The following is a 25,851-nucleotide window of genomic DNA, read 5'->3' as shown; positions in this document are numbered from 1 at the left end:
GTGGCGCAGTACGCGCGCTACGTCGGGCCGAACGGCATCGTCCACACCGGCCGCGTCCAGCACGGCCGGCTGCAGGATGTGCCGGGCGACCCCGAGATCCTCGACCTGCTGACCATGCCGGAGGACGTCAAGCGCGACCTCGACGTGCGCGGCGGGCGCTACCAGAAGCTGCCGGTCGAGGATGCCACGTTCGCCGTGCCGGTCGAGCCGCGCGCGATGCGCGACTTCCTCGTGTTCGAGGCGCACATCGCCGGCATGAAGAAGACCGAGGGCGGCAACGGCCAGGTGCCGCCGGCGTGGTACGAGGCGCCCGCGTTCCTGTTCATGAACCCGTGGTCGGTCGTGCCGACCGGTGCCGACATCCCCATGCCGCCGTTCACGCAGCGGCTCGACTTCGAGCTCGAGGTCGCGATGATCGTGAAGAACACGGTGCGCGATGTCGCGATCGAGGATGCCGCTCAGCACATCGCCGGGTTCTGCCTGCTCAACGACTGGTCGGCCCGCGACATCCAGCGCAACGAGATGAGCGTCGGCCTCGGCCCCTCCAAGGGCAAGGACTTCGCCAACACGCTCGGCCCGTGGCTGACGACGCCCGATGAGCTCGAGCAGTACCGCGAGGGCGACCGCTACGCGCTGGACATGTCGGTCGCGATCAACGGCGAGGTCGTCGGCACCGACAACCTGCGCAACATGTCGTGGTCGTTCGAGGAGATGCTCGTGCACGCGTCGCGTGACGCCTGGGTGGGTCGCGGCGACGTGCTCGCGACCGGTACCGCGTCGCAGGGTGCGCTCAGCGAGCGCTGGGCGCGCGCCGGGGGCGAGCTGGTCATCCCGCCGCTGCAGGTGGGCGACGTCGTCACGATGACAGTGCAGGGCCTCGGCTCGATCTCGAACCGGATCGTGGAGACCCGTAGCCCCGGCCACACTGTGCCGCCCGCGCGGCGTACGTACGGCGACGACCGGCTGTGACGGCGGTGACGTCCTCCGCGCCCGATAGGCTCGGAGGCGTCATGGACGACCTCCGCGGCATCGACCTGAACCTGCTCGTGGTGCTCGATGCGATCCTCACCGAGCGCAATCTGACGCGCGCCGGTGAGACGATCGGGATGACCCAGCCGGCCGTGTCGAGTGCCGCGACCAAACTGCGCCGGATGCTGGATGACCCGCTCCTGATCCGCAGTGGGCGCACGTCCGAGCTCACCGAGCGCGGCGCCGCGCTGCAGCCGATCGTGCGGCAGGCGATGGAGGAGATCGGCCGCACCCTCGGCGTGCGGCCGATGTTCGACCCGCTCACGACGACGCGGCGGTTCCGGTTCACGGCATCCGACTATGCGCTCGCGTTCATGACGGCGCCACTGATGGAGATCCTCGAGCAGGAGGCGCCGCACGCCTCGGTCGAGTTCGCGCCGATGAACGCGCTCGAGCCGATCGACCTGCTGCGTGAAGACATCGTGATCGCGTCGGCCGCGCGCGAGGTGCCCGGCAAGCATCAGGCGCTGTTCTCCGACACGATGGTCTGCATCGTGCGCCGCGGGCACCCCCGACTGCAGGACGGTGCGCTCAGCGCCGCCGACCTCTCCGATCTGCCGTACGTGCAGGTCGTCTTCGCCGACGGCGTCGTCATGTTCGCCGATGACGCACTGTCGGCCGCGGGCGTGCTGCCGCGCACCGCGCGCACGGTGCCCGGGTTCCTGCCGGTGCCGTGGGCGGTCGCCGGCACCGACATGTTCGGGTTCGTGCCCGAGCGCGTCGCGGCGCTGTACGCCGACGAGCTCGACCTCGTCACGGCGACGATCCCGATCGCGCTGCCGGTGCTGGTCGAAGCGGCGTACTGGCATCCGTCGCGCACGGGCGACCCGGCGGTGAGCTGGCTGCTCGGTATCCTCCGGACGGTCGCCGAGCGCGTCGAGTTCGCCGGCGAGGCGTAGCCGCGGTCGACCGACGAAGCGTAGCCGCAGTCAGCCGACGCGCAGCAGACGCGCGGCGAGGCCTGTGACGTCGGTGGCATCCAGCGCGACGACGCGGCCACCGAGCGGCGCCCGGTCGTCACCGAGCCGGGGCCCGGCGAGCACGACGCCGTCGTAGTTCTCGACGTGCCCGTCGCTGAGCTCGGCCTCGACGTGCGAGCCGACGTCAAGCGTGCCGACGAGGCCCAGGCCCGCGCGCAGCTCGACGCCCTGCGCCGCGAGCGCGGCCGCCGCATCGGGATCGGGCCACGTCGAGCCGGACTCAATGAGGGCGACCTCGGCGCCGTGGCGCGCGAGCGCAGACGCGAGGGCGGATGCCGCGGGGCTGGCCCCCACGATGAGGAAGGACGGATCCGGCATCCCGATGCGCTCCTTCGCTGCTGGGTCTGCGTGTGATCCGACGGTACGGCTCCGGCGGGCGGGCGGGAACATCGCGGGAGCGATGCCTTCTATCGCGGTGAGGAGCGTCGGTGGCCCCTCGACAAGCTCGGGTACCAGAGCTGAGGCGCCAGGTCCGGGGGCCTGGGCCCCCGGATCAGTTCAGCGCGGCGATGAGGTGCTCGCGGAACCAAGTGTGCACGGGGTCGGAGTCGTGACTCGGATGCCACCACAGCTTGAGCGCGATCTCGACCGAGCCGAACGGGGCATCCGCCCCGACGGTGCCGGTAAGCGGTCCGAGGGTGCGGGCGAGCTCGCGCGGCACGACGGCGACGAGGTCGGTGCCGGCGACGACGGACGGCAGCGGCAGGAACGAAGAGGTCGTCACGCGCGGTTCGCGCCGGTCGATGTCGAGCTCGCGCAGGCGGCGGTCGGCGGGCGTGAAGTGGTGTCGGCCGAACTGCGCGACCGCCTGCGGCAGCGCGACGAAGGCCTCGAGCGAGAGCTGCCCGTCGACGAGCGCGGGGTTGTCGGCGTCTACGAGGCAGACGTAATCGTCTTCGAGCAGGGGCACGTGCGTGCCGTCGATGCCGATCCCCGGCACCGTCACGACGAAGTCGTGCGTCACGAGATCGCGCTCGCTGTCCATGGGCCGCTCGGGCAACGCGACGAACTCGACCTGGATGCCGGGCGCCTGCGCGAGCACCTGCGCGATCGCCCCGTGCAACCGCATGATGCCGTAGTCGGTCAGCATGATCGAGAGCGTGCGCCGGGCGGATGCCGGATCGAACGCGGTCTCGTCGGAGAGGACGCGCTCGAGCAGCGGCACGGTCGTCTGCACCTGCGGCAGCAGCACCTTCGCGAACGGCGTCAACTCGTAGTCGCGGCCGACGCGCACGAGCAGCTCGTCGTTGAACACGACGCGCAATCGCGCAAGCGCTGAGCTCATTGACGACTGCCCCAGCTGCACCCGCTGGCCCGCCCGGGTGAGGTTGGCTTCTTCCAGCAGCGCCCGCAGCGGGATCAGCAGGTTGAGGTCATAGCCGCCGGTGCCCATGGCGGCATGCTACCCAGTGCGGCTATGTCGGTGCCGCCCGGTGATGCCTGGTATGCGCGATGCGTGGTCCGACCGAGCCGCGGGTGGCCGTACCGTGTGGGATGAGGGTAAAGGAGCCCACCATGGCACGACTCGAGGGCAAGGTCGCCCTGATCACCGGCATCGGGGCCGGCATGGGCCGCCAGGCGGCGAAGCAGTTCGCCGCGGAAGGCGCCAAGGTCGTCGGCTGCGACCTGAACGCCGAGGCGCTGGCAGAGACCGTCCGACTCGTCCGCGAAGCCGGCGGCGAGATCACCGGGTTCGGGCCAGTCGACGCGGGCGATCCCGCACAGGTCGCGACCTGGATCAGCGATGCTGTCGCGACCTACGGCGGGATCGACATCCTCTACAACAACGCCGGCTGGCAGGCACCGTTCCGCACGATCGACGAGTTGCCCATCGAAGACTGGCAGCGCAACATCAACCTCGAACTGAACATCGTCTACTACGCCGTGCACCACGCCTGGCAGCACCTCAAGAAGCGCGGCGGCGTGATCATCAACATCGGCTCGATCGCCGGCATCCGCGGCGTCGAGTTCATCCCGCAGAACGTGCACGGGGCCGCGAAGGGCGGCGTCATCAACCTGACGCAGCAGCTCGCCGTCGAAGGCGGACCCTTCGGCATCCGTGCCGTCTGCATCTCACCCGGGTTCATCGCGACCGAGGCGACGCAGTTCTTGGTGGATGCCCCGCCCGCACCCCTGCAGGAGACGTGGGACCGCATCCCGATGCGCCGCATCGGCCGCCCGAGCGACATCGTGAACGCCGCGATCTTCCTCGCCTCCGACGAAGCGAGCTGGATCACGGGCGTCAACCTCGTCGTCGACGGCGGCGGCTCGGTCCTGGGCTGACCCGCGGCGGCGCATGACCGCGCGACGCGGGCGCCGATGACTGGTATCCCCCGCGCGGCGTTCACGGCGCGGCATCCGTTGCCTACTGTCGAGACAACGGGCGCACGGTCGCGTCCCGTGACCCGACATGAACGACGGAGTTCGACGATGACCCTGGATGCCCCCGCTTTCGATGGCCGCCTCGTGCTGCCCGCCGACGCCGACTGGGAGGACGCGCGCGTCGGCCGCGTGTTCAACGGGCGCCGCCCCGACCGCCAGCCGGATGCCGTGCTGATCGCGGCATCCGTCGACGACGTCGCGAAGGGTGTGCGCCTCGCGAAGGCGCAGAGCTGGACCGTCGCGGTGCGCTCGGGCGGCCACGCCTGGGCCGCGTGGAGCGTGCGCGACGGCGGTCTGCTGATCGACCTCGGCGCCCTGCGCGACATCGCGTACGACGAGGCGACCGGTATCGTGTCGGCAGGCCCCGCGACCAAGGGCGGCGACGAGCTGTCGCCGTATCTCGAAGAGCGCGGCCGGTTCTTCAACGGCGGCCACTGCCCGTCGGTCGGCATCGGTGGCTTCCTGCTGCAGGGCGGCCAGGGCTGGAACCAGCGCGGCTGGGGCTGGGCGGCCGAGTCGGTCGTCGCGGTCGACGTCGTCACCGCCGACGGCGAGCTGGTGCGCGCCGACGCCGAACAGAACTCCGACCTGTATTGGGCCGCGCGCGGCGCGGGGCCGACGTTCCCCGGCATCGTCGTGCGGTTCCACCTCGCGACGCGGCCGAAGTTCGGCGCGCTCGCGCACACCGTGCACGGGTACGAGCTCGACGACTTCACCGACGTCATGACGTGGATGTACGACGCGCACCACCGCGTGCCCGACAACGTCGAGATCGTGTGCGTGTCGACGCCCGCTCCCCTGCCCGACGGCACCGAGCGGCGTCTGCTGCTCGTGACGGCGCTCGCGTTCGGCGACGACGAGGAGCACGCCCGGGCATCCCTCGCCGAGTTCCGGACGAGTCCCGTCATCGACCGCGCCGTGTTCGTGCAGGATGCCGCGCCGACGACCCTCGCCGAGCAGCGCGCGCAGCAGGAGCTGCAGAACCCGGAGCACTGGCAGTACATCTGCGACAACGCCTGGATCGACGGCGAGAACACGCCCGAGGGCGTGGCCGCGATGGTCGAGGGCATCCGTCCCCTGTTCACGACGAACCCGACCGAGCGCGGCTTCGCGATCTGGATGAGCAACGCGCCGCGGCGCCCGCTGCCCGACATGGCGTTCTCGCTGCACACCGACGCCTACGTCGCCGCCTACACCGTGTACGAAGACCCGGCAGACTTCGCGCGCAACCGCGCGTGGGTCGACGAGGTCTTCGCCCATGCCGAGCCCGTCACAGCCGGTCAGTACCTCGGCGACTCGGACTTCACCAACCGTCAGCTCGCGTTCATGGCACCCGAGAACTGGGCACGCCTGCAGCAGATCATCGCCGATCGCGACCCCGAGGGCCGTTTCCACCGGTATCTCGCCGCCGACCCCGACCGACTCAACATCAACCACTGGGAGCTCGAGGCGTCGCCGCGGTGACCGCGGTCCCCGAGCCTGTCGCGGCGTCACCCCTCGCGCCGCAGGCGCTCTTCGGCCTCAAGGGCCAGGTCGCGATCGTCACGGGTGCCACGAGCGGGATCGGGCTCGCGTCGGCCGAAGCGCTCGCGCGCGCCGGGTCGCGCGTCGTGCTCGCGGGGCTCGGTGATGCGGCCGGAGCGGCGGCGCCACTGGCCGCCGCCGGACTCGAGGTGGTCGGCGTCGAGTGCGATCTGACGGATGCCACCGCACCGGCATCCCTCGTCGATCTCGCGATGTCGCGCTGGGGCCGTCTCGACACGGTGTTCGCCAACGCCGGGTTCGCGCTCGACGACGATCTGGACGCGATCGGGTCGGAAGAGTCGCTCGCGCGCCTGGACCGCATGTTCGATCTGCACGTGCGGTCGGTGCTGCGCCTCGCCGATGCGGCGCTACCCGCGATGGTGGATGCCGGCGGCGGACTGTTCCTCGTGATGTCGAGCCTGTCGGCCGTGCGCGGCAATCGCGTCATCGGCGGCTACGGCATCACGAAGGCGGCGAACGCGCAGCTCGCGCGCAACCTCGCGGCGCAGTGGGGGCCGCGCGGCATCCGCGCCAACGCGCTCGCCCCCGGCGTCATCGCGACCGAGTTCGCGACACCGATCACGGGAAGCCCGGATGCCGCGGCCACGCGCCTCGCCAAGACGCCGCTGCGCCGCTTCGGCACAACGGCCGAGGTCGCCGGCGCCGTCGTCTGGCTCGCCTCGCCCGCCGGCGCCTTCGTCAGCGGCCAGACGATCATCGTCGATGGAGGAACCGTTGCCTCCGATTGAACACTCCACGGCAATCGTCACCGGCGGCGCCCTAGGCATCGGCGCCGCGATCGTCTCGCGCCTGCGCGCGGCCGGACACCCCGTCGCGAGCCTGGATCTCGCAACTCCCGATGAGCCCCGCGAGGGCGTGCTCGACATCGTGTGCGACCTCGCCGAACCGGCGCAAATCGCCGGCGCGGTCGGCGCGGCGCGCACCCTCGGGCAGCTCGGGGTCGTCGTGCACGCCGCGGCGTTCCAGCACATGGCACCGTTCACTGAGCTCGACCCCGCCGATTGGGATCGCAGCTTCCGCGTCAACGTCGACGGCGCGTTCCATCTGCTGCAGGCCGCCGTTCCGGATCTGCGCGCGGCGGGGTGGGGGCGGATCGTGCTCGTGACGTCATCGTCGTACTTCCAACCGCCCGCGGGCATGAGTCACTACATCGCGACGAAGGGCGCGCTGACGGGCCTCGCCCGCGGCCTGTCGACCGAGCTCGGCCCGGACGGCATCACCGTCAACGCGGTCGCGCCCGGCCTCACCGCGACCGAGAACGCCGTGCGGAACATCCCGGCGGAGCACTTCGCCCTTGTGCAGAGTCGGCAGGCGATCGGCCGCGCGGGCCAGGCCGACGACATCGCGGCGGCCGTCGCCTACCTCGTCTCGCCCGACGCGGGCTTCGTGACGGGGCAGACGCTGCTCGTCGACGGCGGCGAGAGCCGGGTCTAGGTCACGGCCGCGCGCCTGCGGCAGCGCCCGCGGGCATCCGCCCGCGCCGACTCATCCGCCCGCGCACCGTGCGCGCCCGCGCCCACGCACGTCAAGGAGGGGCGCCCGCCCGGACGCCCCTCCCCCAACCCACGTCAGCGGGTGACGGTGATCGCTCCCGTGTAGGTGACGCCGGCGACGGGCGTCGTCACGACGCCGTCGACCGTGACGGTCGCGGCCTTGCCGTTCGCGCCGACGAGCTTCGAGCCCGCCTCGACCGTGAGGCTCGAGAGGTACGACGTGCCCGTGACGGTCCACGTGGACTTGCCGGTCAGAGACACGATGACGCCGTTGTTGACGACGGCACCGGCCGTGTTGTCGACGACGCCGAGCTCGCGGTAGTCGGCCGACGTGATGGTCGACTGGTGGTGCGTCGCGGTCGACGCCGAGATGACGCCCTTCAGGCTCGTCCCGTCGAGGTTCACGACGAGGTTGCGCGGCTGGGCGGGCCCCATACCGGCGATGTCGCCGCGGAACGCGTTGTACAGGTCGCCGGTGAGCGCGATGTCAGTGAAGGTCGTCACGGCATCCGTCGTGTGCACCGCCGACACGTCGAACGACGCGTTCTTGACGACGGCGGCGGTCGGCTCGGTGTACACGCCCGTGTTGAGCATGCCGTTCGCGAAGTCGGGGCCCGGGTCGTCGTTGTCCATCAGCTGGTACAGCACGCCGCTGTCGGTCGTGATCTTCGCGCCGTCCGACCCGTCGACCGTCACCGTCGCCTGCTGCCCCTTGTTCAGGAACACCGTCTCGTCGGTGGACACCTTCGTCTTGCCGGAGATGTCGACCGAACCCGACCCGTGCCACATGACGCCGAACCGGTCGGAGTCGATCGTGGTCGAGCGCACCGCGAGCTGCGAGAGTTCCTTCGCGGTCAGGCCCAGGCCGAGCTCGGTGTTGAGCGCCGAGACGGCTGCCTTCGTGCTGTCGCCGTACGCCACCGAGCCGCCGGTGACGATCGTCGCGTACGTCGCGACATCGAAATCCGCGCCGAGGAAGGTCTCGTCGGCATTGCCGATGACGTACGTGCCGTAGCCGTCGTCGCCGCTGTTGGCGACGGAGGAGTTGATCGCCGACAGCTTCATGTTCTGGCCGCTGTCGACCGACAGCGCACCCCAGTTCTCGCTCGTGATCGACGAGGAGATGTAGGTCGCCTGCGTGTTCTCGCCGAGCACGTTCGTGGAGCGGTTGTTGCCCGAGATGCCGAGCATCCACGGGGCATCCTGCATGAACGACAGGTTCACCGACGACGCGTAGTCCGAGGGAAGGATGCCGTCGCGCGTCGTGATCGTCGAGTTCTTGACGATGACGTTCGCGCCGTCGGCGGCGATGATCGCGGGGCGAGTCACGCCCGTGCTGTCGATCTTCGCACCGTCGACGACGAGCGTCGTGTCGGCACCCGAGCCGATGATGCCCGCGCCCATGCCGGCGAAGTCGCTGCGGCCGTTGCCACTCAGGGTGAGCTGCGGGTTCACGAGCGTGTAGTCGGCGTCGACGACGTAAATGCCGTTGAATGCCTCGCCGGTCGAGGTGATCTTGACGTTCTTCGCGACCGTGGCGTCGGCCTTGCCGTTCATGGCAGCAGCGACCGACTTCGCGGCATCCACCCCATCACCGTCGACGTAGAGCGCCTGGCGGAACTGGTACTCGAGCGAGTCGAAGACCACGGGTGTCGCCTCGACGACCGTCAGCACGACGTTGCCCCGGTAGGTGCCCGCGACGATCGCGGTCTCGAGGGCGCCGGTCGCGGTGATCTTCTGGCCGGTCTCGACGCCGTTGACGGTGAGGGTGAGGGTGTACCCGTCGGGGGCGACGAGGGCGCCGCCCGCCTGGATCGTCAGCGCGTTGAGCTTCGTCGTCTTGGTGATCACGGCGGTCTGACCCGACGCGACGACGAGCGAGTTACCTGCCTGCGACGCGTTGCCGTTGCCGGTGCTGAGCACTCCGGCCGAGACGGTCGCGTTGGCCGCGGCCGTCCCGCCGAGGCACATCGTCGCCGCGAGCGCGAACGCCGTCGCGCCGCCGGCGATGCGCCGGGGCGTCACCCGGCGCGGATTCGAGGGTGTCTTCATTGGCTTCTCCTTCGATCGGATGCCGGAACGTCGTCGTCACGGCGCGGCCAGTGAAACAGCGCACCGCCCGGCACCAGAACAGCGGATCGGAGATAGCTGTCATCGATGGGATGCATCGACCGCGGTTATGAGAGAGTTCTCATCACTGCGGCACGTCGGATACGACATGCGGTCGCCCGATGCCAGTTATCGACGGCCGTGCGTTCCCGATCGCGTCGTGCCCTGGTGTGATGAGGGCACTGGCATGGTGGCCAGCAACCCGACAGAGGCGAAGAAGCCACGCAATGGGCTTTCGTCTCCTGACACAGCAGGAGTGTCCCGTGAGATCACCGAAGAAACTCGCGATCGCGACGGCCGTCGTCGCGCTCGCCGTCGCGCTGAGCGCGTGCACGACCGACGCCGACGAGCCCGCCGCCACCGACGACGCATCGTCGACCCTCAGCGCCGAAGCGCAGGCCGCGCTCGACGCCGCCTACGAAGGCATCGGTGGAGGCCTCGACGACCTCGCGTCGGTCACGCCCGAAGCAGGCCTGAACTTCTACGTCATGTCGTGCGGCGAGTCGAACGCGACGTGTGCGGCACCGGCAGCGGCGATGAAGGATGCCGCAGAGACGGCCGGCTGGAACGCCACAATCGTCGACGGCAAGCTGAGCCCCGAGGGCTTCGCGACCGCGATCCGTCAGGCGGTCGCCGGCGGCGCCGACGTGCTCGTGCCCGTCGGCATCAGCTGCAGTGCGGCAGCCGCCGCCTTCACCGAGGCCAAGGATGCCGGCGTCACGATCGTCGGCGGCGGTGGCCTCGACGACTGCGACCCGCAGGAATGGGACTCGGAGCGGCTGTGGCTGGCCGACCCGCCCGTGCCGACACCGTTCCACGCGATCGGCAAGCTGCAGGCCGACTACACGTTCGGCAAGACCAACGGTGAGCCCAAGACCCTCGTCATCAACCTGACGAGCAACCCGTGGGGCGAGCTGGTCACCGGCGCGTACACCGACGAGCTGGCCGCCCTCGGCGGCGGCGAGGTCGCGACCGTCATCGACGTCTCCGACACCGAGAGCGCCGACGGCTCGTACATCCAGAAGGTCACGAGCGCACTGCTCGCCGACAGCACGATCAACTCGCTCGTCGTCCCGACCGACGCGTACCTCGTCAACGGGCTCGCCGCGGCAATCGACCAGGCCGGCCTCGCCGACAAGGTCATCACGGTCGGCGGCTTCGGCTCTGAGGCGGCGCTCGACATGATCCGCGCGGGCCAGCCGGGCATCACGGCGACGATCGGCCAGGCGCAGACCTGGGAGGCGTGGGGCTCGGTCGACACCGCGATCCGCGTGCTCGCCGGTGAGGACCCCGCCTACATCGGTCAGTCGCTGCAGGCGGTCGACGCCGACAACAACATGCCCGCCTCGGGCCCGTACGACGGCTCGATCGACTGGAAGAGCAAGTTCCTCGAATCGTGGGGCAAGTGAGCATTCCACTGACCCCGGGGGCGGCAGAGGACACCTCTGCCGCTCCCGGCACCACCCTCGCGATCGACGTCACGCACCTCGACAAGGACTTCGCCGGCACGCGCGCGCTCAACAACGCGTCGCTGCAGGTGCGGTCGGGCACCGTGCACGCCCTGCTCGGCGGCAACGGCTCGGGCAAGTCGACGACGATCAAGATCCTCGCGGGCGTCTACCCCGCCGATGCCGGAGACCTCGAGATCTTCGGCACGGCCTACGACCTCGGCACCTACTCGCCGGCGACGGCCCAGCAGGCCGGCCTGCGGTTCGTGCACCAAGACCTGGGCCTGTTCGACGACCTCTCGATCGAGGAGAACTTCGCCCTCGACTCCGGCTACCCGATGCACGGACCCGGCATCGACTGGAGGGGCCTGCGCACCCGCGTCACGCGCCTGCTCGAAGAGTACGAGCTCGATGTCGACCCGCGCGTGCCGATCAGCCGGCTGCGCCCGTCTGACCAGACGATGGTCGCGATCGCGCGCGCATTGCAAGAGCAGGATGCCACGCAGCGCCAGATCCTCGTGCTCGATGAGCCGACTGCGCGCCTGGCCGCACACGAATCGGAACTGCTGCTCGAGCGCGTGCGTCGCCGCGCCGAAGCCGGCCAGACGGTGCTCATCGTCAGCCACCGCCTGCGCGAAGTGCTCGCCGTCTCCGACGACTTCACGATCTACCGCGACGGCCGCGTCGCGGGCGTCCTCACCGCGGCATCCCCCACCGAAGACGAGCTCATCGAGATCATGGCCGGCCGCGCCGTCAAGGCGCTGCGCCCCACGGGAGACGCCGCACACGTCGAGCGCACCCCTGTCTTCTCGGTCACGGGCCTGCGCGGCGGCCCCGTGCGCGGCGTCGACTTCACCGTCCACAAGGGCGAGATCCTCGGGCTCACGGGCCTCGTCGGCTCGGGCCGCTCCAGCATCCTCAAGATGATCTTCGGCGAGCACGCCCCCGAGTCAGGCACGATGACGCTCGACGGCGCACCCTACGCTCCCGCCGAAGTGGGCGCCGCCATGGAGGCCGGCGTCGCGATGGTCCCCGAGGACCGCGTGCACGAGGCATCCTTCATGGATCAGTCGGTGACTGAGAACCTCGCCCTCGCGACCCTCACCGAGAACTGGACCCGCGGCTTCATGCCGCGCCGGCGCGAACGCGACACCGCGCGCGAGCTCATCACCGAGTTCGGCGTCAAGGTGGCCTCGCCCGAGGCCCTGTTCTCGTCGATGTCCGGCGGCAACCAGCAGAAGGTCGTCATGGCGCGCTGGATGCAGCGCGACCCGCAACTGCTGCTGCTCGACGAGCCGACGCAGGGCGTCGACGTCATGAGCCGCGCCGACCTGTACGCCAGCATCCGCCGCGCGGCCGCGAACGGCTGCGCCGTCGTCGTCGCCTCGAGCGACTTGGCCGAGATCCATGCCCTCTGCGACCGCACGCTGGTGCTCAGCCGCGGCCGCATCTCCGACGAAGTCGCCGCCGGCGCGCTCGACGTCGACGGACTGACCAGTCTCGTCCTGCGCGAGAAGACCGTTCCCGATGCCCCGAACACCTCCGAGGAGCCCACCTCATGACCGATACGCAAGCCCCGCCGACGACGGCGACGGTCTCGATCCCGGTGAAGCAGACGCCCGCGCCGCTGCGCGTGCTGGAGAACTACGCGCTGCCCGCCCTGACGGTGCTCGTCTACATCTTCTTCTCCTTCTTCCCGCTGTCGGCCGCGGCGTTCCCGACGCTCAACAACCTCAACGTGATCCTCGGCAGTCAGGCCGTCATCGCGCTCATCTCGATCGCGGCACTGTTCCCGCTCGTGTCGGGGTATTTCGACTTCTCACTCGGCGCGAACGCCGTCATGGCGCAGGTGATGACGGCCGGGTTCATGTCGCTGTACGGACTGCCGCTGTGGCTGTCGGTACTGATCGCGATGGCCCTCGGCACCCTCGTCGGCGTCGTCAACGGCTACTTCGTGACGAAGCTCGCGATGAGCCCGTTCGTCACGACCCTGGGCATGTCGATGCTGCTGGCGGGCCTCATGACCTGGTTCACGGGCGGCAAGACGTTCGTCAGCGGACTCGACCCCGCGCTCATCAAGTTCGGTTCGACGCGCCTCGCGGGCATCCCGATCGTGTTCTTCATCACGCTGCTGGTCGCCCTCGTCGCCTGGTACTTCTTCAGCCACACGCCGTTCGGCCGCTCGCTGTACGCGATCGGATCGAACGCGACCGCCGCCAAGCTCGTCGGCCTGCCCGTGTCGAAGAACGTGTGGTGGAGCTTCATCGTCGCCGGCTTCATCGCGGGCGGTGCAGGCGTGCTGCAGCTCTCGCGCGTCGGCAGCGCCGCGGCATCCGACGGCGGCACGCTGCTGTTCCCGGCCCTCGCCGCGGTGTTCCTGGGTGCGACGGCGATCCGTCCCGGCTTCTTCAACGTGTGGGGCACGATCATCGGCGCCGTCTTCGTGTCGGTGTCGGTGTCGGGCCTCGCCCTCTCGGGTGCGAGCGGCTGGGCGTCGAACGTCTTCAACGGCCTCGCCCTGCTCGCGGCCGTCGCGCTGTCGACCTACCTCGGTCGTCGCAAGCGGCGCGGCTAGGGTCGAGGTGTGACCACCGACGTTCGCAAGCTCGACCTCAACCTCGTCGTCGTCCTCGACGCGCTGCTGATCGAGCGCAACCTCACGCGCGCCGGCGAGCGCATCGGCATGACCCAGCCCGCCGTCAGCGGGTCGCTGACGAAGCTGCGTGAGCTGTTCGACGATCCGCTGCTCGAGCGCGAGGGGCGCGGGTTCGCGCTGACGGCGCGCGCCGAGTCGCTCATACCGACGGTCGCGGAGTGCATGGCAGAGGTGCAGCGCACGTTCGACGTGCTGCCCGAGTTCGACCCGGCGACGAGCACCCGGGCGTTCCTGGTGGCGGCGACCGACTATGTGCTGTCCGAGATCACGAGCCCGCTCATCCGCCTGCTCGAGCGTGAAGCGCCGAACACACGCGTCGCGTTCACGGGGCTGTCGGTCGAGGGCGACGAGGTGTCGGCCGTCGACCTGCTGCGCAACGACGTGACGATCGCCGGGGCCGGGCAGGGCGTGCCGGGCAAGCGCGCGTCACTGTTCAGCGACACGTTCGTCTGCATCGTCGCGGCGGGGCATCCCGCGCTCGAGGACGGGCGGCTGTCGCTTTCGGCGCTGCGGAGCCTGCGGCACGTGCGCAGCGTCATCGGCATGCACGCGGCGACGCACATCGACGACATGCTCGCCGCCGCGGGGTTCCTGCCGCCGGTCGCGGCGACCGTGCAGGGATTCCTGCCCGTGCCGTTCGCGGTCGCCGGCACCGAGTGGGTCGGGTGGGTGCCCGAGCGCACGGCTCACCGCTACGCCGACGCGCTCGGCCTCGTCGTCGCCGAGACCCCGATCAGCCCGAGCGTGCTCGTGGAGGCGGCGCACTGGCATCCGTCGAAGAACGACGATGCCGCGCTGCAGTGGCTCGTGCGCAAGCTGCGCGCCGCGTCGGAGGCCGTCGAGTTCGGGGACGACGGGCTGTAGGGCGGGGGTGCGCGGGTGGGTTCGTGCGGGCCTGCGGTTCGGGCGGCGGGTCCGCTAGCGTGCGAGCGGGTGCGCTCGGTCGGGTGCGCTTCGGGCGGGCGGTGCGCTGCGGGCGCTTGCGCTCAGTGCGGGATGCCGAGGTCGCGGCGATTGCCGTCGAGGTCGGTGTGCACGAACGAATTGTAGGCGACCAGGATGTCGCTGAACCGGTCGGTGTCGTCGATCTCGTACATGATGACGCCGTCGAACTCGAACGTCTCGCCCGCGCGTACGGCCCCGAAGAGGGTGTCCGGGGCATCCCGCCTGGCGGTGAACAGCGTATGCATCTGGATCGCCGCGCGCCCATCGTCTGACACGAACCGCGGCACGCTCAGGCGCTCGGTGAAGTGCGGCCAGATGAGGTCGCGGTAGTGGTGCTTCATGCCGTCGACGCCGTCGAACTCGAGCGTGCCATTCTTCATGTGCATGTCGGGTGCGAGGTAGTCATCGAAGGCGGTGTCGTCCTCGGCGTTGAACCGGCGGATGTACTCGCGGAAGCGCGTTTCGAGCATGGAGTCCTCTTCATCGTCGAACGGATGCCTCCACGCTAGGAGCGCCCGCGGGCCGGCAGAAGGCGCCGGCGTCCATGGCTGGCATCGGTGGCGCGGGGTCGCGCGTCGCGCGCGCTGCGAAGTTGGCGCGACACGCGATAACCCAGCCCACATACCCGCGACTTGCGCCAACTTCATGAGCGCAGCCCCACGCGCACCCCAAGAAGTTGGCGCGACGCGCGGGAACCCTGCCCACATACCCGCAGATTGCGCCAACTTCGAGCAGACAGAGGGCAGGATGCCCCAGGGGATGCGCCCAGAATGCCCAGCACGCCCCGGGGCCACACCCTGGGGATACCCCAGAAGATCACCCCAGGTGCTGCCCCCAGGAGCGCCCCAGGTGCTACCCCCAGCCCGCCCACCCTCAGCTGGTGAGCGCAGCCTCCTCGCGCGCGACGCGCGCCATGGCGCGCTCGACGGCGTCGACGTCGCGCACGGCGCCCTTGTCGGCCGACAGCGCCATCGCGGCGTATGCGCGCAGGGCGGGCGAGACGACGCGCTCGCGGTCGCGCGGGCGGTAGCCCCCGGCATCCAGCAGTCGTTCGCGGCGCTCGTCGAGCACCGCGGCATCCACCTCGAGCGAGATCGCGCGGGTCGGGATGTCGATCGAGATGATGTCGCCGTCCTCGACGAGCGCGATGACGCCGCCGGATGCCGCTTCGGGCGACACGTGCCCGATCGACAGGCCCGACGTGCCACCCGAGAAGCGGCCGTCGGTGATGAGCGCGCACTGCTTGCCGAGGCCGCGGCCCTTGAGGAACGACGTCGGGTACAGCATCTCCTGCATGCCCGGGCCGCCCTTCGGGCCCTCGTAGCGGATGACGACGACGTCGCCCGGCTGCACCTTCTTGGCGAGGATCTTCTCGACCGCTTCGTCCTGCGATTCACACACGACGGCGGGGCCGCGGAACGTCCAGATCGACGGGTCGACGCCGGCCGTCTTGACCACCGCGCCGTCGACGGCGATGTTGCCGCGCAGGACGGCAAGACCGCCGTCGGCCGAGTAGGCGTGCTCGGCGTCGCGGATGCAGCCGTCCGTGGCATCCGCATCGAGTTCGAGCCAGCGCTCGGACTGCGAGAACGCCGTCGACGAGCGACGCCCGCCGGGGGCGGCGTGCCACAGGTCCTCAGCCTCGGCGGTCGCCGATCCGCCGCGGATGTCCCAGTCGTCGAGCCACGCGCCCAGTGACGGCGCGTGCACCGAGTGGACACTCTCATCGAGCAGCCCGCCGCGGCGCAGCTCGCCGAGGATCGCGGGGATGCCCCCGGCGCGGTGCACATCCTCCATGTAGTACATGCGGCCGTAGGCCGGGTTGGGTGCGACCTTCGCGAGGCACGGGACGCGGCGCGAGATCGCGTCGATCTCGTCGAGGCCGAACTCGACGCCTGCCTCGTGTGCGGCGGCGAGCAGGTGCAGGATCGTGTTGGTCGAGCCGCCCATCGCGATGTCGAGCGTCATGGCGTTGGCAAAGGCGGACGGCGTCGCGATCGAGCGGGGCAGGACCGACGCGTCGTCCTCGTCGTAGTAGCGGTGCGCGAGCTGCACGGCGAGCGCTCCGGCGTTTTCGTACAGCGCCCGGCGGGCCGTGTGCGTCGCGAGCACCGAGCCGTTGCCGGGCAGCGAGAGTCCGAGGGCCTCCGTGAGGCAGTTCATCGAGTTGGCCGTGAACATGCCCGAGCACGACCCGCACGTGGGGCACGCGTTCTCTTCGATGCGCTGGATATCGGCGTCGGAGATGCCCTCGTTGACGGCATCCGAGATCGCATCCACGAGATCGAGAGTGCGCACCGATCCGTCGGTGAGCACGGCGCGACCGGACTCCATCGGCCCGCCCGAGACGAACACGACGGGGATGTTCAGGCGCAGCGCCGCCATGAGCATACCGGGCGTGATCTTGTCGCAGTTCGAGATGCAGACGAGCGCGTCGGCGCAGTGCGCGTTGACCATGTACTCGACCGAGTCGGCGATGAGGTCTCGGGAGGGCAGCGAGTAGAGCATGCCGCCGTGCCCCATCGCGATGCCGTCGTCGACGGCGATCGTGTTGAACTCGCGGGCGATGCCGCCGGCCGCGTGGATCGCCTCGGAGACGATGCGCCCGACGGGCGCGAGGTGGGTATGGCCGGGGACGAACTCGGTGAAGCTGTTCGCGACGGCGATGAGCGGCTTGCCGAAGTCGGCGGCGTCGACGCCGGCGGCGCGCAGCAGTGCGCGGGCGCCGGCCATGTTGCGGCCGTGGGTGACGGTGCGGGAGCGGAGTGCAGGCATCCTCTCATTTCACGCGCCCGCGCGCGGAAACGGCAGATGGCGTTGATACTGGTATCAGCACTAACACTGAAGCCCGACGAGAGGATGCCGTGGCCACCGACCCCGACCGGCTCCGCCGCGACGAGCTCGCGGCGTTTCTGCGCGCCCGGCGCGCGCGCGTCGATCGTGCGGCGGTCAACATGCCGCCCGCGCCGCGTAGCCGCGTGCCCGGGCTGCGGCGCGAAGAGGTCGCGGCCCTCGCCGGCGTGAGCGTCACGTGGTACACGTGGCTCGAGCAGGCGCGGCCGATCAACCCGTCGCGGTCGGTGCTCGAGGCGATCGCGCGACTGTTCGGACTGTCCGCACCCGAGACGGACTACCTGCTGCGCCTCGGCGGGCACGCCGGCGGGCGGATGCCGGAGGGTGGCGCGACCGCGCTGCCCGAGCAGCTGCGGCATCTGCTCGAATCGCTGCCGGGGCCGGCGTTCCTGCTCGCGGCGGACTGGTCGATCGTCGCGTGGAATGCCGCGTACGCGCGGCTGTACTCGCGGATCTCTTCGCTCGGCGAGGCCGAGCGAAACCTCCTGTGGCTCGTCTTCACCGATCCCGCGCTGCGCGAGCTCATGCCCGACTGGCAGGCGCAGAGTCGCCGCTTCGCGGGCGAGTTCCGCGCGGCCGTGGGCCCGGCGATCGGCACGGCGGGCATGTCCGATCTCGTGGCGCGGCTGTCCGAGGCATCCGCCGACTTCGCGCGGGTGTGGGCCGAGCGCGACGTCGAGACGTTCTCGTCGCGCGAGCGGGTCTTCGACCACCCCACCGACGGCCGCGTCGCGTACGAGGAGCACAAGCTCGTGCCGCTCGACGCCCCGGGGCATCAGCTCGTGCTCTATCTCGCGTAGTCGAAAAAATTCCTGATCAGCAGGAAATGCTTTCCTTCGCGAACTGGGCTATGGTGGTCGGACTCACGCCAGCTTGAAGAAGGGAAGCGTGTTCGTCATGGCAGGGAAAACGCCCCGCGGTGCCACCGCGAAGGAAGCGAAACTCACTCTGAAGGAAAAGCGCGCGGCCAAGCGCGAGACCGCCTCGACGGCGTTCATCAAGCCGCGCAAGGGCCAATAGGCCCGTCTCCGTCGCGGGAGCGGGGCGCGGGGGCACCCCGCTCCCGGGAGTGGGGGGTCGGCGGACTGGCATCCGCCTTCATCCGTCCCAACATGCCGCATCGCGCGCCGCGACGCGACAGTTAGGGACGGATGAACGGGATGCCCCGCCGCGCCCACGCCACTCATCCGTCCCGACACGCGGCAACGCGCGCCGCGACGCGACGAAAAGGGACGGATGAAGCCGCGGGCGCGCGAGGGGTCACCCCTCGGCGCGCGCCAGGCGCTCACCCCTCCGCGGCGCGGGTCGCCTTGCGGTCGGCGATCAGGGTGTCGCGCACCTTGCGGCGCAGCACCTTGCCGATCAGCGAGGTCGGCAGCTCCTCCCACACGAGGTACGAGCTCGGGCGCTTGTACTCGGCGAGCCGCTCGCGGGCGGCGGCGCGGGCGGCATCCTCATCGAAGACCGCACCCTCCTCGAGGACGACGACGGCGGTGACGACCTCCGCGCCTCCGCCGCGCGGGATGCCGACGACGGCGGATGCCGCGACGCCGGGCACCGTCACGATGACCTGCTCGACCTCGCTCGGCGACACGTTGAAGCCGCCGGTGATGATGAGCTCCTTCTTGCGGTCGACCACGGTGACGAAGCCGTCGTCGTCCTGCACGACGAGGTCGCCGGTGCGCAGCCAGCCGCCCTCGAGCAGGGTCGCCGCGGTCTCGTCCGGCCGGTTCCAGTACCCCTGGAACACCTGCGGGCCGTGGATGAGCAGCTCGCCCGTCTCGCCGAGGGCGACCTCGCGCGTCGGCTCGTCGGGGTCGACGACCTTGATGTCGGTGGTCGGGAAGGGGATGCCGATGGCGCCGATGCGCCGGGCATCCGTGAACGGGTTCGCCAGCGCGACGGGGCTCGTCTCGGTCAGCCCGTAGCCCTCGTTGAGCATGCTGCCGGCCTGGTCTTCCCAGCGCTTGACGATCGCCGGGGTCAGCGTCATGGCGCCGGAGATCGCGTAGACGACGCCGGAGAGGTCGAGCTTGCCCTCCTTGGCGACGCGGGCGAGGCGATCGAACATCGGCGGCACGGCCGGCACGAACGTCGGCGGGAACTTCTTCGCCGCCTTCTCGACCAGCTCCGGATCGAACGTCGGGAACAGCACCGCGCACGACCCGGTCTCGACCGAGTAGATCACCGAGAGCAGCACGCCGAAGGAGTGGAACATCGGCAGCAGGCCGTAGATGCGCCCCTCGCCGCGGGTGAAGTCCGGCATCCACGCCGCGCCCTGGCGCGCGTTCGCCCACAGGTTGGCGTGCGTGATCATGGCGCCCTTCGGCGCACCGGTCGTGCCGGAGGTGTACTGCAGCGACGCGAGATCGTCGGGGTTCGGGCGCGGGTGGGATGCCGGCAGCGGCTCGTTCTTCTCGAGCGTCGCGAACGGGATCGTGCCCGGCGCGGGCGCGGTGAGCTTGGCGCGCGACTCGCGGGCCTTCGCGATCGGCAGGCTGAGCGCGAGGCGCATGGTCAGCGGCATGGCATCCGTGACGTTGACCGCGATGATGTCGCGGGGACGGACGCCGTCGGGCAGCTCGCGCAGCACCGGCACGAGCTTGTCCCAGGCGACCACGATGGTCGCGCCGTGGTCGCGGAACTGCACCTCGAGCTCGTCGCGGGTGTAGAGCGGGTTGTGCTCGACGACCACCGCGCCGAGGCGGAGCACCGCGTAGAAGGCGATGACGTGCTGCGGGGCGTTCGGCATGATGAGCGCGACGCGGTCGCCGGCCTTGACGCCGAGCCCGCGCAGTCCGGTCGCGATGCGGGCGACCCGGTCGCCCAGTTCGCGGTACGACACGGTGCGGTCGAAGAAGGCGATCGCCGGGCGGTCGCTCCACTGCGCGACGCGCTCGTCGAGCAGATCGCTGAGTGATCCGGTGACGGGTTCGATGTCGATCGGGGTGCCCGGTGCGTAGAAGCGGTTCCAGGCGCGCGTCTCGTTCAACTCCATGGCACTGAGCCTATGCGGCGGGCGGCGGCGGCGGCATCCCGTTCATCCGTCCCGACACGCGGCAACGCGCGCCGCGAGGCGACCGAAATGGACGGATGAAGAGTATGCCCGAGCGCACTCAGCCGGCCGCGTGCCCCCGGAACCGCCGGGCGACGAGCGCGCCGGGCACGAGGAACAGCAGCACCGCGACCAACTCGACGAGCAGGGGCACGGTCCATCCGGCCGTCGCCTCGTGCAGCGCGCCCAGCAGCAGCGGACCGGTCGCCGCGACCGAGTAGCCGGCGCCCTGCACCATGCCGGAGCGGCCCACCGAGGTGCGCTCGTCGTCGCCGAAGGCGACGAGCATGATGAAGATCATCGTCATGCCGCCGCCCTGGGCCACGCCGCCGATGAGACACCACGCGAGCCACGCGGAGGGCAGGAAGAGGAATCCGAGCGGCACGGTCAGCCAGCCCAGGCCGACGCAGACGACGGCGGTGAGGATCGACCGGCGCAGCGAGATGACCGGCAGCAGCACACCGCCGACGATCCCGCCGAGTTGGAAGAGCGCGGCGACCGCGCCAGCTCCACTGCTGTCGAAGCCCTGGTCGACCAGCAGCGTCGGCAGCCACGCAGAGATCGCATAGAACGCGAACGCCTGCCCGCAGAACGCGGCGGCCAGCAGCCACGATGCGCCCTGCCGAAGCACCTGAACGCGCGGATGCCCCGCAGCGGCCACCGGCGCGGCCGCGCGTGGGGCCACCGAGAACGCCCGGCGCACGCCGCGCAGCGCGGCCCAGCACGCCAGTGCCGCGACGGCGAACACCGACCATGACGCGATCGCCCAGCGCCATCCGACGGCATCCGCCAGCGGCGCCGTGCCGATCGTGACCGCCATCGTGCCGACGTTGAGCGCCGACGTGTAGACGCCGGTCATGGTGTGCGCGCGGCGCGCGTCGAACTCGCGCGCGATGATGATCGGCAGCACGACGTTGCCGATCGTGACGAACGCGCCGAGCACGGCCGTGCCGAGCAGCGCCACGACGATGCCGTCCAGCGAACGCAGCACGCTGCCCGCGACGACACCGATGAGCGTGAGCGTCAGGGCGAGGTCGGGGCCGGTCCGCCGGATGATCGCGATCGCCGCCGGCGAGCAGACGGCGAAGCACAGCACCGGTATCGTGGTCAGCAGCCCGACGACACCGGCACCGACCTGCAGATCGCTGCCGATCTGCTCGGCGACGGGCGCGACGGCGAGGATCGGCCCGCGCAGCATCGTCGCCGACAGGACGATGACGAGGATCAGGAACGGGGCCCGCCCGGCCAGCCGCTCAGCCACGGAGATCGGCGGTGGGGATGCCGAAGCTGTGCCGGCTCTTGATCGGTGCGACCTCGTCTGAGGCCAGGAACTCCAACACGCGCGCGGCGCGCGGCGCATCGGCGGATGCCGTCGCCACGGCCCCCGCGAAGACGGTGTCGATCGCGCAATCGGCGGGCATCGTCCCCAGGATCCGCACGCCGGGCGCACCGACGAGCTCGCTCAACTGCTGGAAACCCAGGTCGACGTCACCGTCGGCGAGCGCGCGCGCCACCGGGACGCCGGGCCTCGCCTGCACAAGTCGGTCGCCGAGCTCGGCGCCCAGTCCCCAGTCCGCGATGAGACGCACGAGCGCCATGCCGCTTGGACCGGTCGAGTAGCCGATGCGCGGTGCCGCGCGCAGCGCGCCGCGCACGCTCGCGGCATCGGCGAAGGCCGTGCCGGCGGGCGGCTCGGCGGGTTCCGCGGTACCGGATGCCACGGCCACGGCGGTCTGCGACAGCACGAGCGGCGTCACGGTCGCGGGGTCGACGCGGCCACCCTCCGCGAGACGACGCAACGCCCCCGCCGCGAGGAACACGAGGTCGACCGGCTCACCCGCCGCGACCCGGGTCTCGGCATCCACTCCCCCGACCGACTCGACGTCGACCGTCGGCAGACCGGCGTCGGCGGCGGCCGTCACGAGATCGGCGAGCAGACGCCGCGTCGCCATCGACGAGATCGCCCTCACGCGGCATCCTCGAACGATTCGGCGTCGACCTCGGCGGCGGATGCCTTTGCGTAGCGCGGGCCCGAGACGGTCGCCGTGTCGATGAGCTCGCCGGCGCGCTCGAGCATCTCGGCATCCACCGAGCGTGAGAGCGTCGCGAAATCCTCGTGCAGGTGCGCGATGCTCGTCGTGCCGGGGATCGGCACGACGTGCTCGCCGCGCGAGAGCAGCCACGCGAGCGCGAGCTGCGCCGGCGTCACGCCGGCGGACGCGGCGAGCGCGCGCCAGGCCGGCAGCAGCGCACGGTTGGCCGGCCAGTGCGCGGACTGGAACCGCGGCATGCCGCGACGGATGTCACGCTCGGCGAACGCCGCCGGGTCATCCACCGCGTCGGAGAGGAACCCGCGCGCGACGGGCGAGAAAGCGACGAGCGCGACGCCCGCGTCGCGGGTCGCCTCGAGCATGCCGAGTTCGGGATTGCGAGTCCACAGCGAGTACTCGTTCTGCACGGCCGCGATGGGGGCGACCTCGAGCGCCTCATGCAGTCGAGCGACCGACACCTCCGACAGTCCGATCGCGCCGATCTTGCCCGCCGCGACCGCCTCGGCGAGCGCGTCGACGCTGTCGGCGATGGGCACCTGCTTGTCCCACCGGTGCAGGTAGTAGAGGTCGATGTGGTCGACGCCGAGCCGTGCGAGCGAGGTATCCACCTGTGCGCGCAGCGTCTCGGGGCGCCCGTCGATGACCTTCACGCCGTCGACGTTGGCCATGCCGCCCTTGCTCGCGAGGATCACCTCATCGCGCCGGCCACGCAGTGCCCGCCCGACGAGCTCTTCGTTGCGGCCGCCGCCGTACAGTGTCGCGGTGTCGAAGTGGGTGATGCCGGCATCGAGCGCCGCGTGCAACAGCGCCAGCCCGTCCGACTCGGACGGCGAAACGCCGTACGCGTGGCTGAGGTTCATGCAGCCGAGCCCCATGCGGGGCAGAGCCACCGGCAGAGCACCGGGCAGAGCACCGGTCACCCGAGCTGCTCCTCGAGTGCGCCGAGCACGCGGTAGCAGTCGATGACCTGGCGCAGCGACGAGTTCGGCTCACGGCCCTCGCGGATCGCGGCGACGAACTCGCGGTCTTGCAGTTCGATGCCGTTCATCGAGACGGCGACGTGCGACACGTCGATCTGCTCGTCCTTGCCGGTGTACAGGTCGTCGTAGCGCGCGAGGTAGGTCGCGGTGTCGCCGATGTAGCGGAAGAACGTGCCGAACGGGCCCTCGTTGTTGAACGACAGCGACAGCGTGCAGATCGCGCCGGTCTCGCTCTTCAGCTGGACCGACATGTCCATCGCGATGCCGAGCACGGGGTGGATCGGCCCCTGGATCGCATTCGCCTGCACGATGCGCCCCGCCTGGTAGGCGAACAGGTCGACCGTGTGCGCGGCGTGGTGCCACAGCAGGTGGTCGGTCCACGACCGCGGCTCGCCCTTCGCGTTGGTGTTCGTGCGGCGGAAGAAGTACGTCTGCACGTCCATCTGCTGCACGGCGAACTCGCCCGCGGCGATGCGACCGTGCACGTACTGGTGCGACGGATTGAATCGCCGCGTGTGCCCCACCATCGCGATGCGGTCGGAAGCCTCGGCCACGGCGAGCGTCGCCTCGGCATCCGCCAGCGAATCGGCCAGCGGAATCTCGACCTGCACGTGCTTGCCCGCCGCGAGCACGGCCTGCGTCTGGCTCGCGTGCAGCCCCGTCGGAGTCGCGAGGATGACGGCGTCCACATCGTCGCGCTCGAGGACGGCGTCCAGCCCTTCGACCGCGTGCGGCACGCCGTACTGCTCGGCGACGGCGCGCGTCGCCTCGGGTTTCGTGCCGCTGACGACCGTCACCTCGGCATCCTCGATGTTCTTCAGGCCATCGAGGTGCTTCATGCCGAAGGCGCCGGCGGCGCCCACGACGGCGACGCGAACTCTGTCGCTCATTCGCTCTTCCTTTCGCGCGGTGGCGGTCGGTATCAGGATGTCAGGCGTTCACGACGGCCGCGGTCGCGGCCGGCTCGGGCGCGAGCGCCTCGTCGACGGATTCGGCGGCTCCGGCGTCGTCGTCGGCGAGTCCGGTGCGGCCGACCGGGTTGGAGATGACGAGGTGGCCGACCGCCGTGTTCGAGGCCGGCACGTGGTAGAACCGGTGGTCGACGTCGGGCGCCTCGCCCTCGAACTGGTCGTCCATCGCGCCGCGTGCGATGAGCCAGTCGACCAGCTCGATGCCCTCGGAGCCCGCCTCGTCGACGTACTCCATGTGCGGCCACTCGGTCAGGCCCAGCGGATCGGCGATGAGGTGATCAAGGAACGCGTTGTCCCACTCCTTGTTGATCAGGCCCGCGCGCGGCCCCTGCAGCTGGTGGCTCATGCCGCCCGTGCCCCAGATCTGCACGTTGAGCTCTTCGCCGTCCCACTTGTCGATCGCGCGGCGCAGCGCCTTGCCGAGCTCGTAGCAGCGACGGCCCGACGGCACCGGATACTGCACGACATTGACGGCGAGCGGGATGACCCGCACCGGCCACTGCTCGACCTCGCCGTACACGAGCGAGAGCGGCACGGTGAGGCCGTGGTCGACGACCATCTCGTTGACCAGGGTCAGGTCGAAGTCGTCCTGGATGATCGACTGCGCGAGGTGCGCGGCGAACTCGGGGTACCCCTTCACGTCGGGCACGGGGCGGGGGCCGTAGCCCTCGTCGGCGACCGGGTAGTGGGCGCCGGTGCCGAGGACGAACGTGGGGATGATCGAGGCGTCGAACGCGGTCGCGTGGTCGTTGTAGACCAGGATCACCACGTCGGGGGTGTTCTCCTTCGCCCACTTGCGGGTCCACTGGTAGCCGTCGAAAACCTTCTTCCAGTACGGCTCCTCGGTCTTGCCGAGGTCCATCGCGGCGCCGATCGCGGGCACGTGCGAGGTGAACAGCGCCGACGTGTACTTCGCCGGGGCATCCTGCCGCATCGTCGTGGCCTTCTCGGTCGACGGCGGCGTCCAGCCGTCGAGATCCTTCAGGCGCACACCCTCGGGCCGGCGGCCGCCACCGAGCATCATGTCGCGGTAGGCGGCCTCGCTCATGCCGGTCATCGAGCCGGCCATCTGCTGGAAGCTCAGGCCGTGGGTCGCGCCGATCTTCGACAGGAAGTAGATGTTGCCGCCCTCGGCGATCATGGTGTTCAGGTCCATGTCGAGCACGGCTTGCCGCTGGATCGGGTTCAGCGGCCACTCGTCGAGGTAGGCCGCCTGGTCGGCGAGGAAGCGCGCGCGGTTCTCGGGCTTCATGAGCGACATCGCGAACTGGTTGAGGTGGTAGCCCTTGCGGGCCTGCTCGGCGTCGTAGATCGTCGTGCCCGGGACGTTCTTGTAGGGCTTGTCGAGTGCCAT

Annotated in this window: 23 protein-coding genes; 12 read left to right on the top strand and 11 right to left on the bottom strand. The window is 70.5% G+C overall.

Translation table 11 applies throughout. From position 1 onward, the window contains the following. Complete coding sequence (locus BGO46_RS03840) at positions 1-969, top strand: fumarylacetoacetate hydrolase family protein (RefSeq protein WP_292673119.1); 969 nt, start codon at positions 1-3, stop codon at positions 967-969. A 41-nt stretch (positions 970-1,010) separates the two neighbouring features. Then, positions 1,011-1,928 carry a LysR family transcriptional regulator gene (locus BGO46_RS03835; protein ID WP_292673122.1) on the top strand — a complete coding sequence of 306 codons (918 nt, stop codon included), beginning with the start codon at positions 1,011-1,013 and terminating at the stop codon, positions 1,926-1,928. Positions 1,929-1,958: 30 nt separating this feature from the next. On the opposite strand, the gene BGO46_RS03830 is transcribed toward BGO46_RS03835, so the two are convergent. Further along, positions 1,959-2,327, bottom strand: a complete 369-nt coding sequence (locus BGO46_RS03830; protein WP_292673125.1) for an FAD-dependent oxidoreductase — start codon at positions 2,325-2,327, stop codon at positions 1,959-1,961. A 175-nt stretch (positions 2,328-2,502) separates the two neighbouring features. Next, positions 2,503-3,402: a LysR family transcriptional regulator gene (locus BGO46_RS03825; RefSeq protein ID WP_292673127.1), complete on the bottom strand. Its 900-nt coding sequence runs from the start codon at positions 3,400-3,402 to the stop codon at positions 2,503-2,505. 122 nt (positions 3,403-3,524) lie between these two features. Here BGO46_RS03825 and BGO46_RS03820 point away from each other — a divergent pair, with 122 nt between their 5' ends. The 4 genes from BGO46_RS03820 to BGO46_RS03805 all read left to right on the top strand — a co-directional run bounded on the left by BGO46_RS03820 (position 3,525) and on the right by BGO46_RS03805 (position 7,370). Beyond that, positions 3,525-4,292 carry an SDR family oxidoreductase gene (locus tag BGO46_RS03820; RefSeq protein ID WP_292673129.1) on the top strand — a complete coding sequence of 256 codons (768 nt, stop codon included), beginning with the start codon at positions 3,525-3,527 and terminating at the stop codon, positions 4,290-4,292. Positions 4,293-4,439: 147 nt separating this feature from the next. Next, complete coding sequence (locus BGO46_RS03815; protein ID WP_292673132.1) at positions 4,440-5,855, top strand: FAD-binding protein; 1,416 nt, start codon at positions 4,440-4,442, stop codon at positions 5,853-5,855. Then, positions 5,852-6,664 carry an SDR family oxidoreductase gene (locus tag BGO46_RS03810; protein WP_292673134.1) on the top strand — a complete coding sequence of 271 codons (813 nt, stop codon included), beginning with the start codon at positions 5,852-5,854 and terminating at the stop codon, positions 6,662-6,664. The genes BGO46_RS03815 and BGO46_RS03810 overlap by 4 nt, the downstream gene beginning before the upstream one ends. Beyond that, positions 6,651-7,370, top strand: a complete 720-nt coding sequence (locus BGO46_RS03805) for an SDR family oxidoreductase (RefSeq protein ID WP_292673137.1) — start codon at positions 6,651-6,653, stop codon at positions 7,368-7,370. The genes BGO46_RS03810 and BGO46_RS03805 overlap by 14 nt, the downstream gene beginning before the upstream one ends. 134 nt (positions 7,371-7,504) lie before the next feature. Here the strand turns inward: BGO46_RS03805 and BGO46_RS03800 are convergent, their stop codons facing one another. Then, positions 7,505-9,481, bottom strand: coding sequence for a hypothetical protein (locus BGO46_RS03800; protein WP_292673140.1), 1,977 nt, complete (start codon positions 9,479-9,481; stop codon positions 7,505-7,507). Positions 9,482-9,801: 320 nt separating this feature from the next. On the opposite strand from BGO46_RS03800, the gene BGO46_RS03795 reads away from it, so the two are divergent. From BGO46_RS03795 to BGO46_RS03780, 4 genes are read left to right on the top strand one after another with little or no spacing between them, the layout of a single operon-like run. Next, entirely contained in the window at positions 9,802-10,947 is a 1,146-nt protein-coding gene (locus BGO46_RS03795) for a substrate-binding domain-containing protein (protein WP_292673142.1), read from the top strand. Beyond that, positions 10,944-12,548 (top strand): sugar ABC transporter ATP-binding protein, encoded by a 1,605-nt coding sequence (locus BGO46_RS03790; protein ID WP_292673144.1) that lies wholly within the window; start codon positions 10,944-10,946, stop codon positions 12,546-12,548. The genes BGO46_RS03795 and BGO46_RS03790 overlap by 4 nt, the downstream gene beginning before the upstream one ends. Continuing rightward, positions 12,545-13,561, top strand: a complete 1,017-nt coding sequence (locus BGO46_RS03785) for an ABC transporter permease (RefSeq protein ID WP_292673146.1) — start codon at positions 12,545-12,547, stop codon at positions 13,559-13,561. Before BGO46_RS03790 ends, BGO46_RS03785 begins: the two co-directional genes overlap by 4 nt. Positions 13,562-13,570: 9 nt before the next feature. Further along, a complete protein-coding gene (locus tag BGO46_RS03780) occupies positions 13,571-14,506 on the top strand; it encodes a LysR family transcriptional regulator (protein WP_292673148.1) in 936 nt (311 codons plus the stop codon). Between the two features lie 122 nt (positions 14,507-14,628). Here the strand turns inward: BGO46_RS03780 and BGO46_RS03775 are convergent, their stop codons facing one another. Together BGO46_RS03775 and ilvD are read right to left on the bottom strand one after the other, a co-directional pair. After that, positions 14,629-15,057 (bottom strand): nuclear transport factor 2 family protein, encoded by a 429-nt coding sequence (locus BGO46_RS03775; protein WP_292673151.1) that lies wholly within the window; start codon positions 15,055-15,057, stop codon positions 14,629-14,631. A 403-nt stretch (positions 15,058-15,460) separates the two neighbouring features. Continuing rightward, positions 15,461-17,362, bottom strand: a complete 1,902-nt coding sequence (ilvD, locus tag BGO46_RS03770) for a dihydroxy-acid dehydratase (RefSeq protein WP_292673154.1) — start codon at positions 17,360-17,362, stop codon at positions 15,461-15,463. An 89-nt stretch (positions 17,363-17,451) separates the two neighbouring features. Here ilvD and BGO46_RS03765 point away from each other — a divergent pair, with 89 nt between their 5' ends. Then, positions 17,452-18,240, top strand: coding sequence for a helix-turn-helix transcriptional regulator (locus BGO46_RS03765; protein WP_292673157.1), 789 nt, complete (start codon positions 17,452-17,454; stop codon positions 18,238-18,240). Positions 18,241-18,328: 88 nt separating this feature from the next. Continuing rightward, positions 18,329-18,460 carry a hypothetical protein gene (locus BGO46_RS03760; RefSeq protein ID WP_292673160.1) on the top strand — a complete coding sequence of 44 codons (132 nt, stop codon included), beginning with the start codon at positions 18,329-18,331 and terminating at the stop codon, positions 18,458-18,460. A 265-nt stretch (positions 18,461-18,725) separates the two neighbouring features. On the opposite strand, the gene BGO46_RS03755 is transcribed toward BGO46_RS03760, so the two are convergent. From BGO46_RS03755 to BGO46_RS03730, 6 genes are all read right to left on the bottom strand, one after another. Further along, positions 18,726-20,438 carry a long-chain-fatty-acid--CoA ligase gene (locus BGO46_RS03755; protein ID WP_292673162.1) on the bottom strand — a complete coding sequence of 571 codons (1,713 nt, stop codon included), beginning with the start codon at positions 20,436-20,438 and terminating at the stop codon, positions 18,726-18,728. Between the two features lie 118 nt (positions 20,439-20,556). After that, positions 20,557-21,756 carry an MFS transporter gene (locus tag BGO46_RS03750; RefSeq protein WP_292673165.1) on the bottom strand — a complete coding sequence of 400 codons (1,200 nt, stop codon included), beginning with the start codon at positions 21,754-21,756 and terminating at the stop codon, positions 20,557-20,559. Further along, on the bottom strand, positions 21,749-22,465 hold the full coding sequence (locus tag BGO46_RS03745) for a substrate-binding domain-containing protein (protein ID WP_292673167.1): 717 nt from the start codon (positions 22,463-22,465) through the stop codon (positions 21,749-21,751). The genes BGO46_RS03750 and BGO46_RS03745 overlap by 8 nt, the downstream gene beginning before the upstream one ends. Then, a complete protein-coding gene (locus tag BGO46_RS03740; protein ID WP_292673169.1) occupies positions 22,462-23,466 on the bottom strand; it encodes an aldo/keto reductase in 1,005 nt (334 codons plus the stop codon). Before BGO46_RS03740 ends, BGO46_RS03745 begins: the two co-directional genes overlap by 4 nt. Next, complete coding sequence (locus BGO46_RS03735) at positions 23,463-24,416, bottom strand: Gfo/Idh/MocA family oxidoreductase (RefSeq protein ID WP_292673171.1); 954 nt, start codon at positions 24,414-24,416, stop codon at positions 23,463-23,465. Before BGO46_RS03735 ends, BGO46_RS03740 begins: the two co-directional genes overlap by 4 nt. A 40-nt stretch (positions 24,417-24,456) precedes the next feature. Beyond that, entirely contained in the window at positions 24,457-25,851 is a 1,395-nt protein-coding gene (locus BGO46_RS03730; protein WP_292673173.1) for a protocatechuate 4,5-dioxygenase subunit alpha/beta, read from the bottom strand.

Origin of the sequence: Microbacterium sp. 70-16 (assembly GCF_001898315.1) — a bacterium.
In the GTDB taxonomy this organism is placed as follows: domain Bacteria; phylum Actinomycetota; class Actinomycetes; order Actinomycetales; family Microbacteriaceae; genus Microbacterium.
This window is presented reverse-complemented; position numbering and strand designations above follow the sequence as displayed.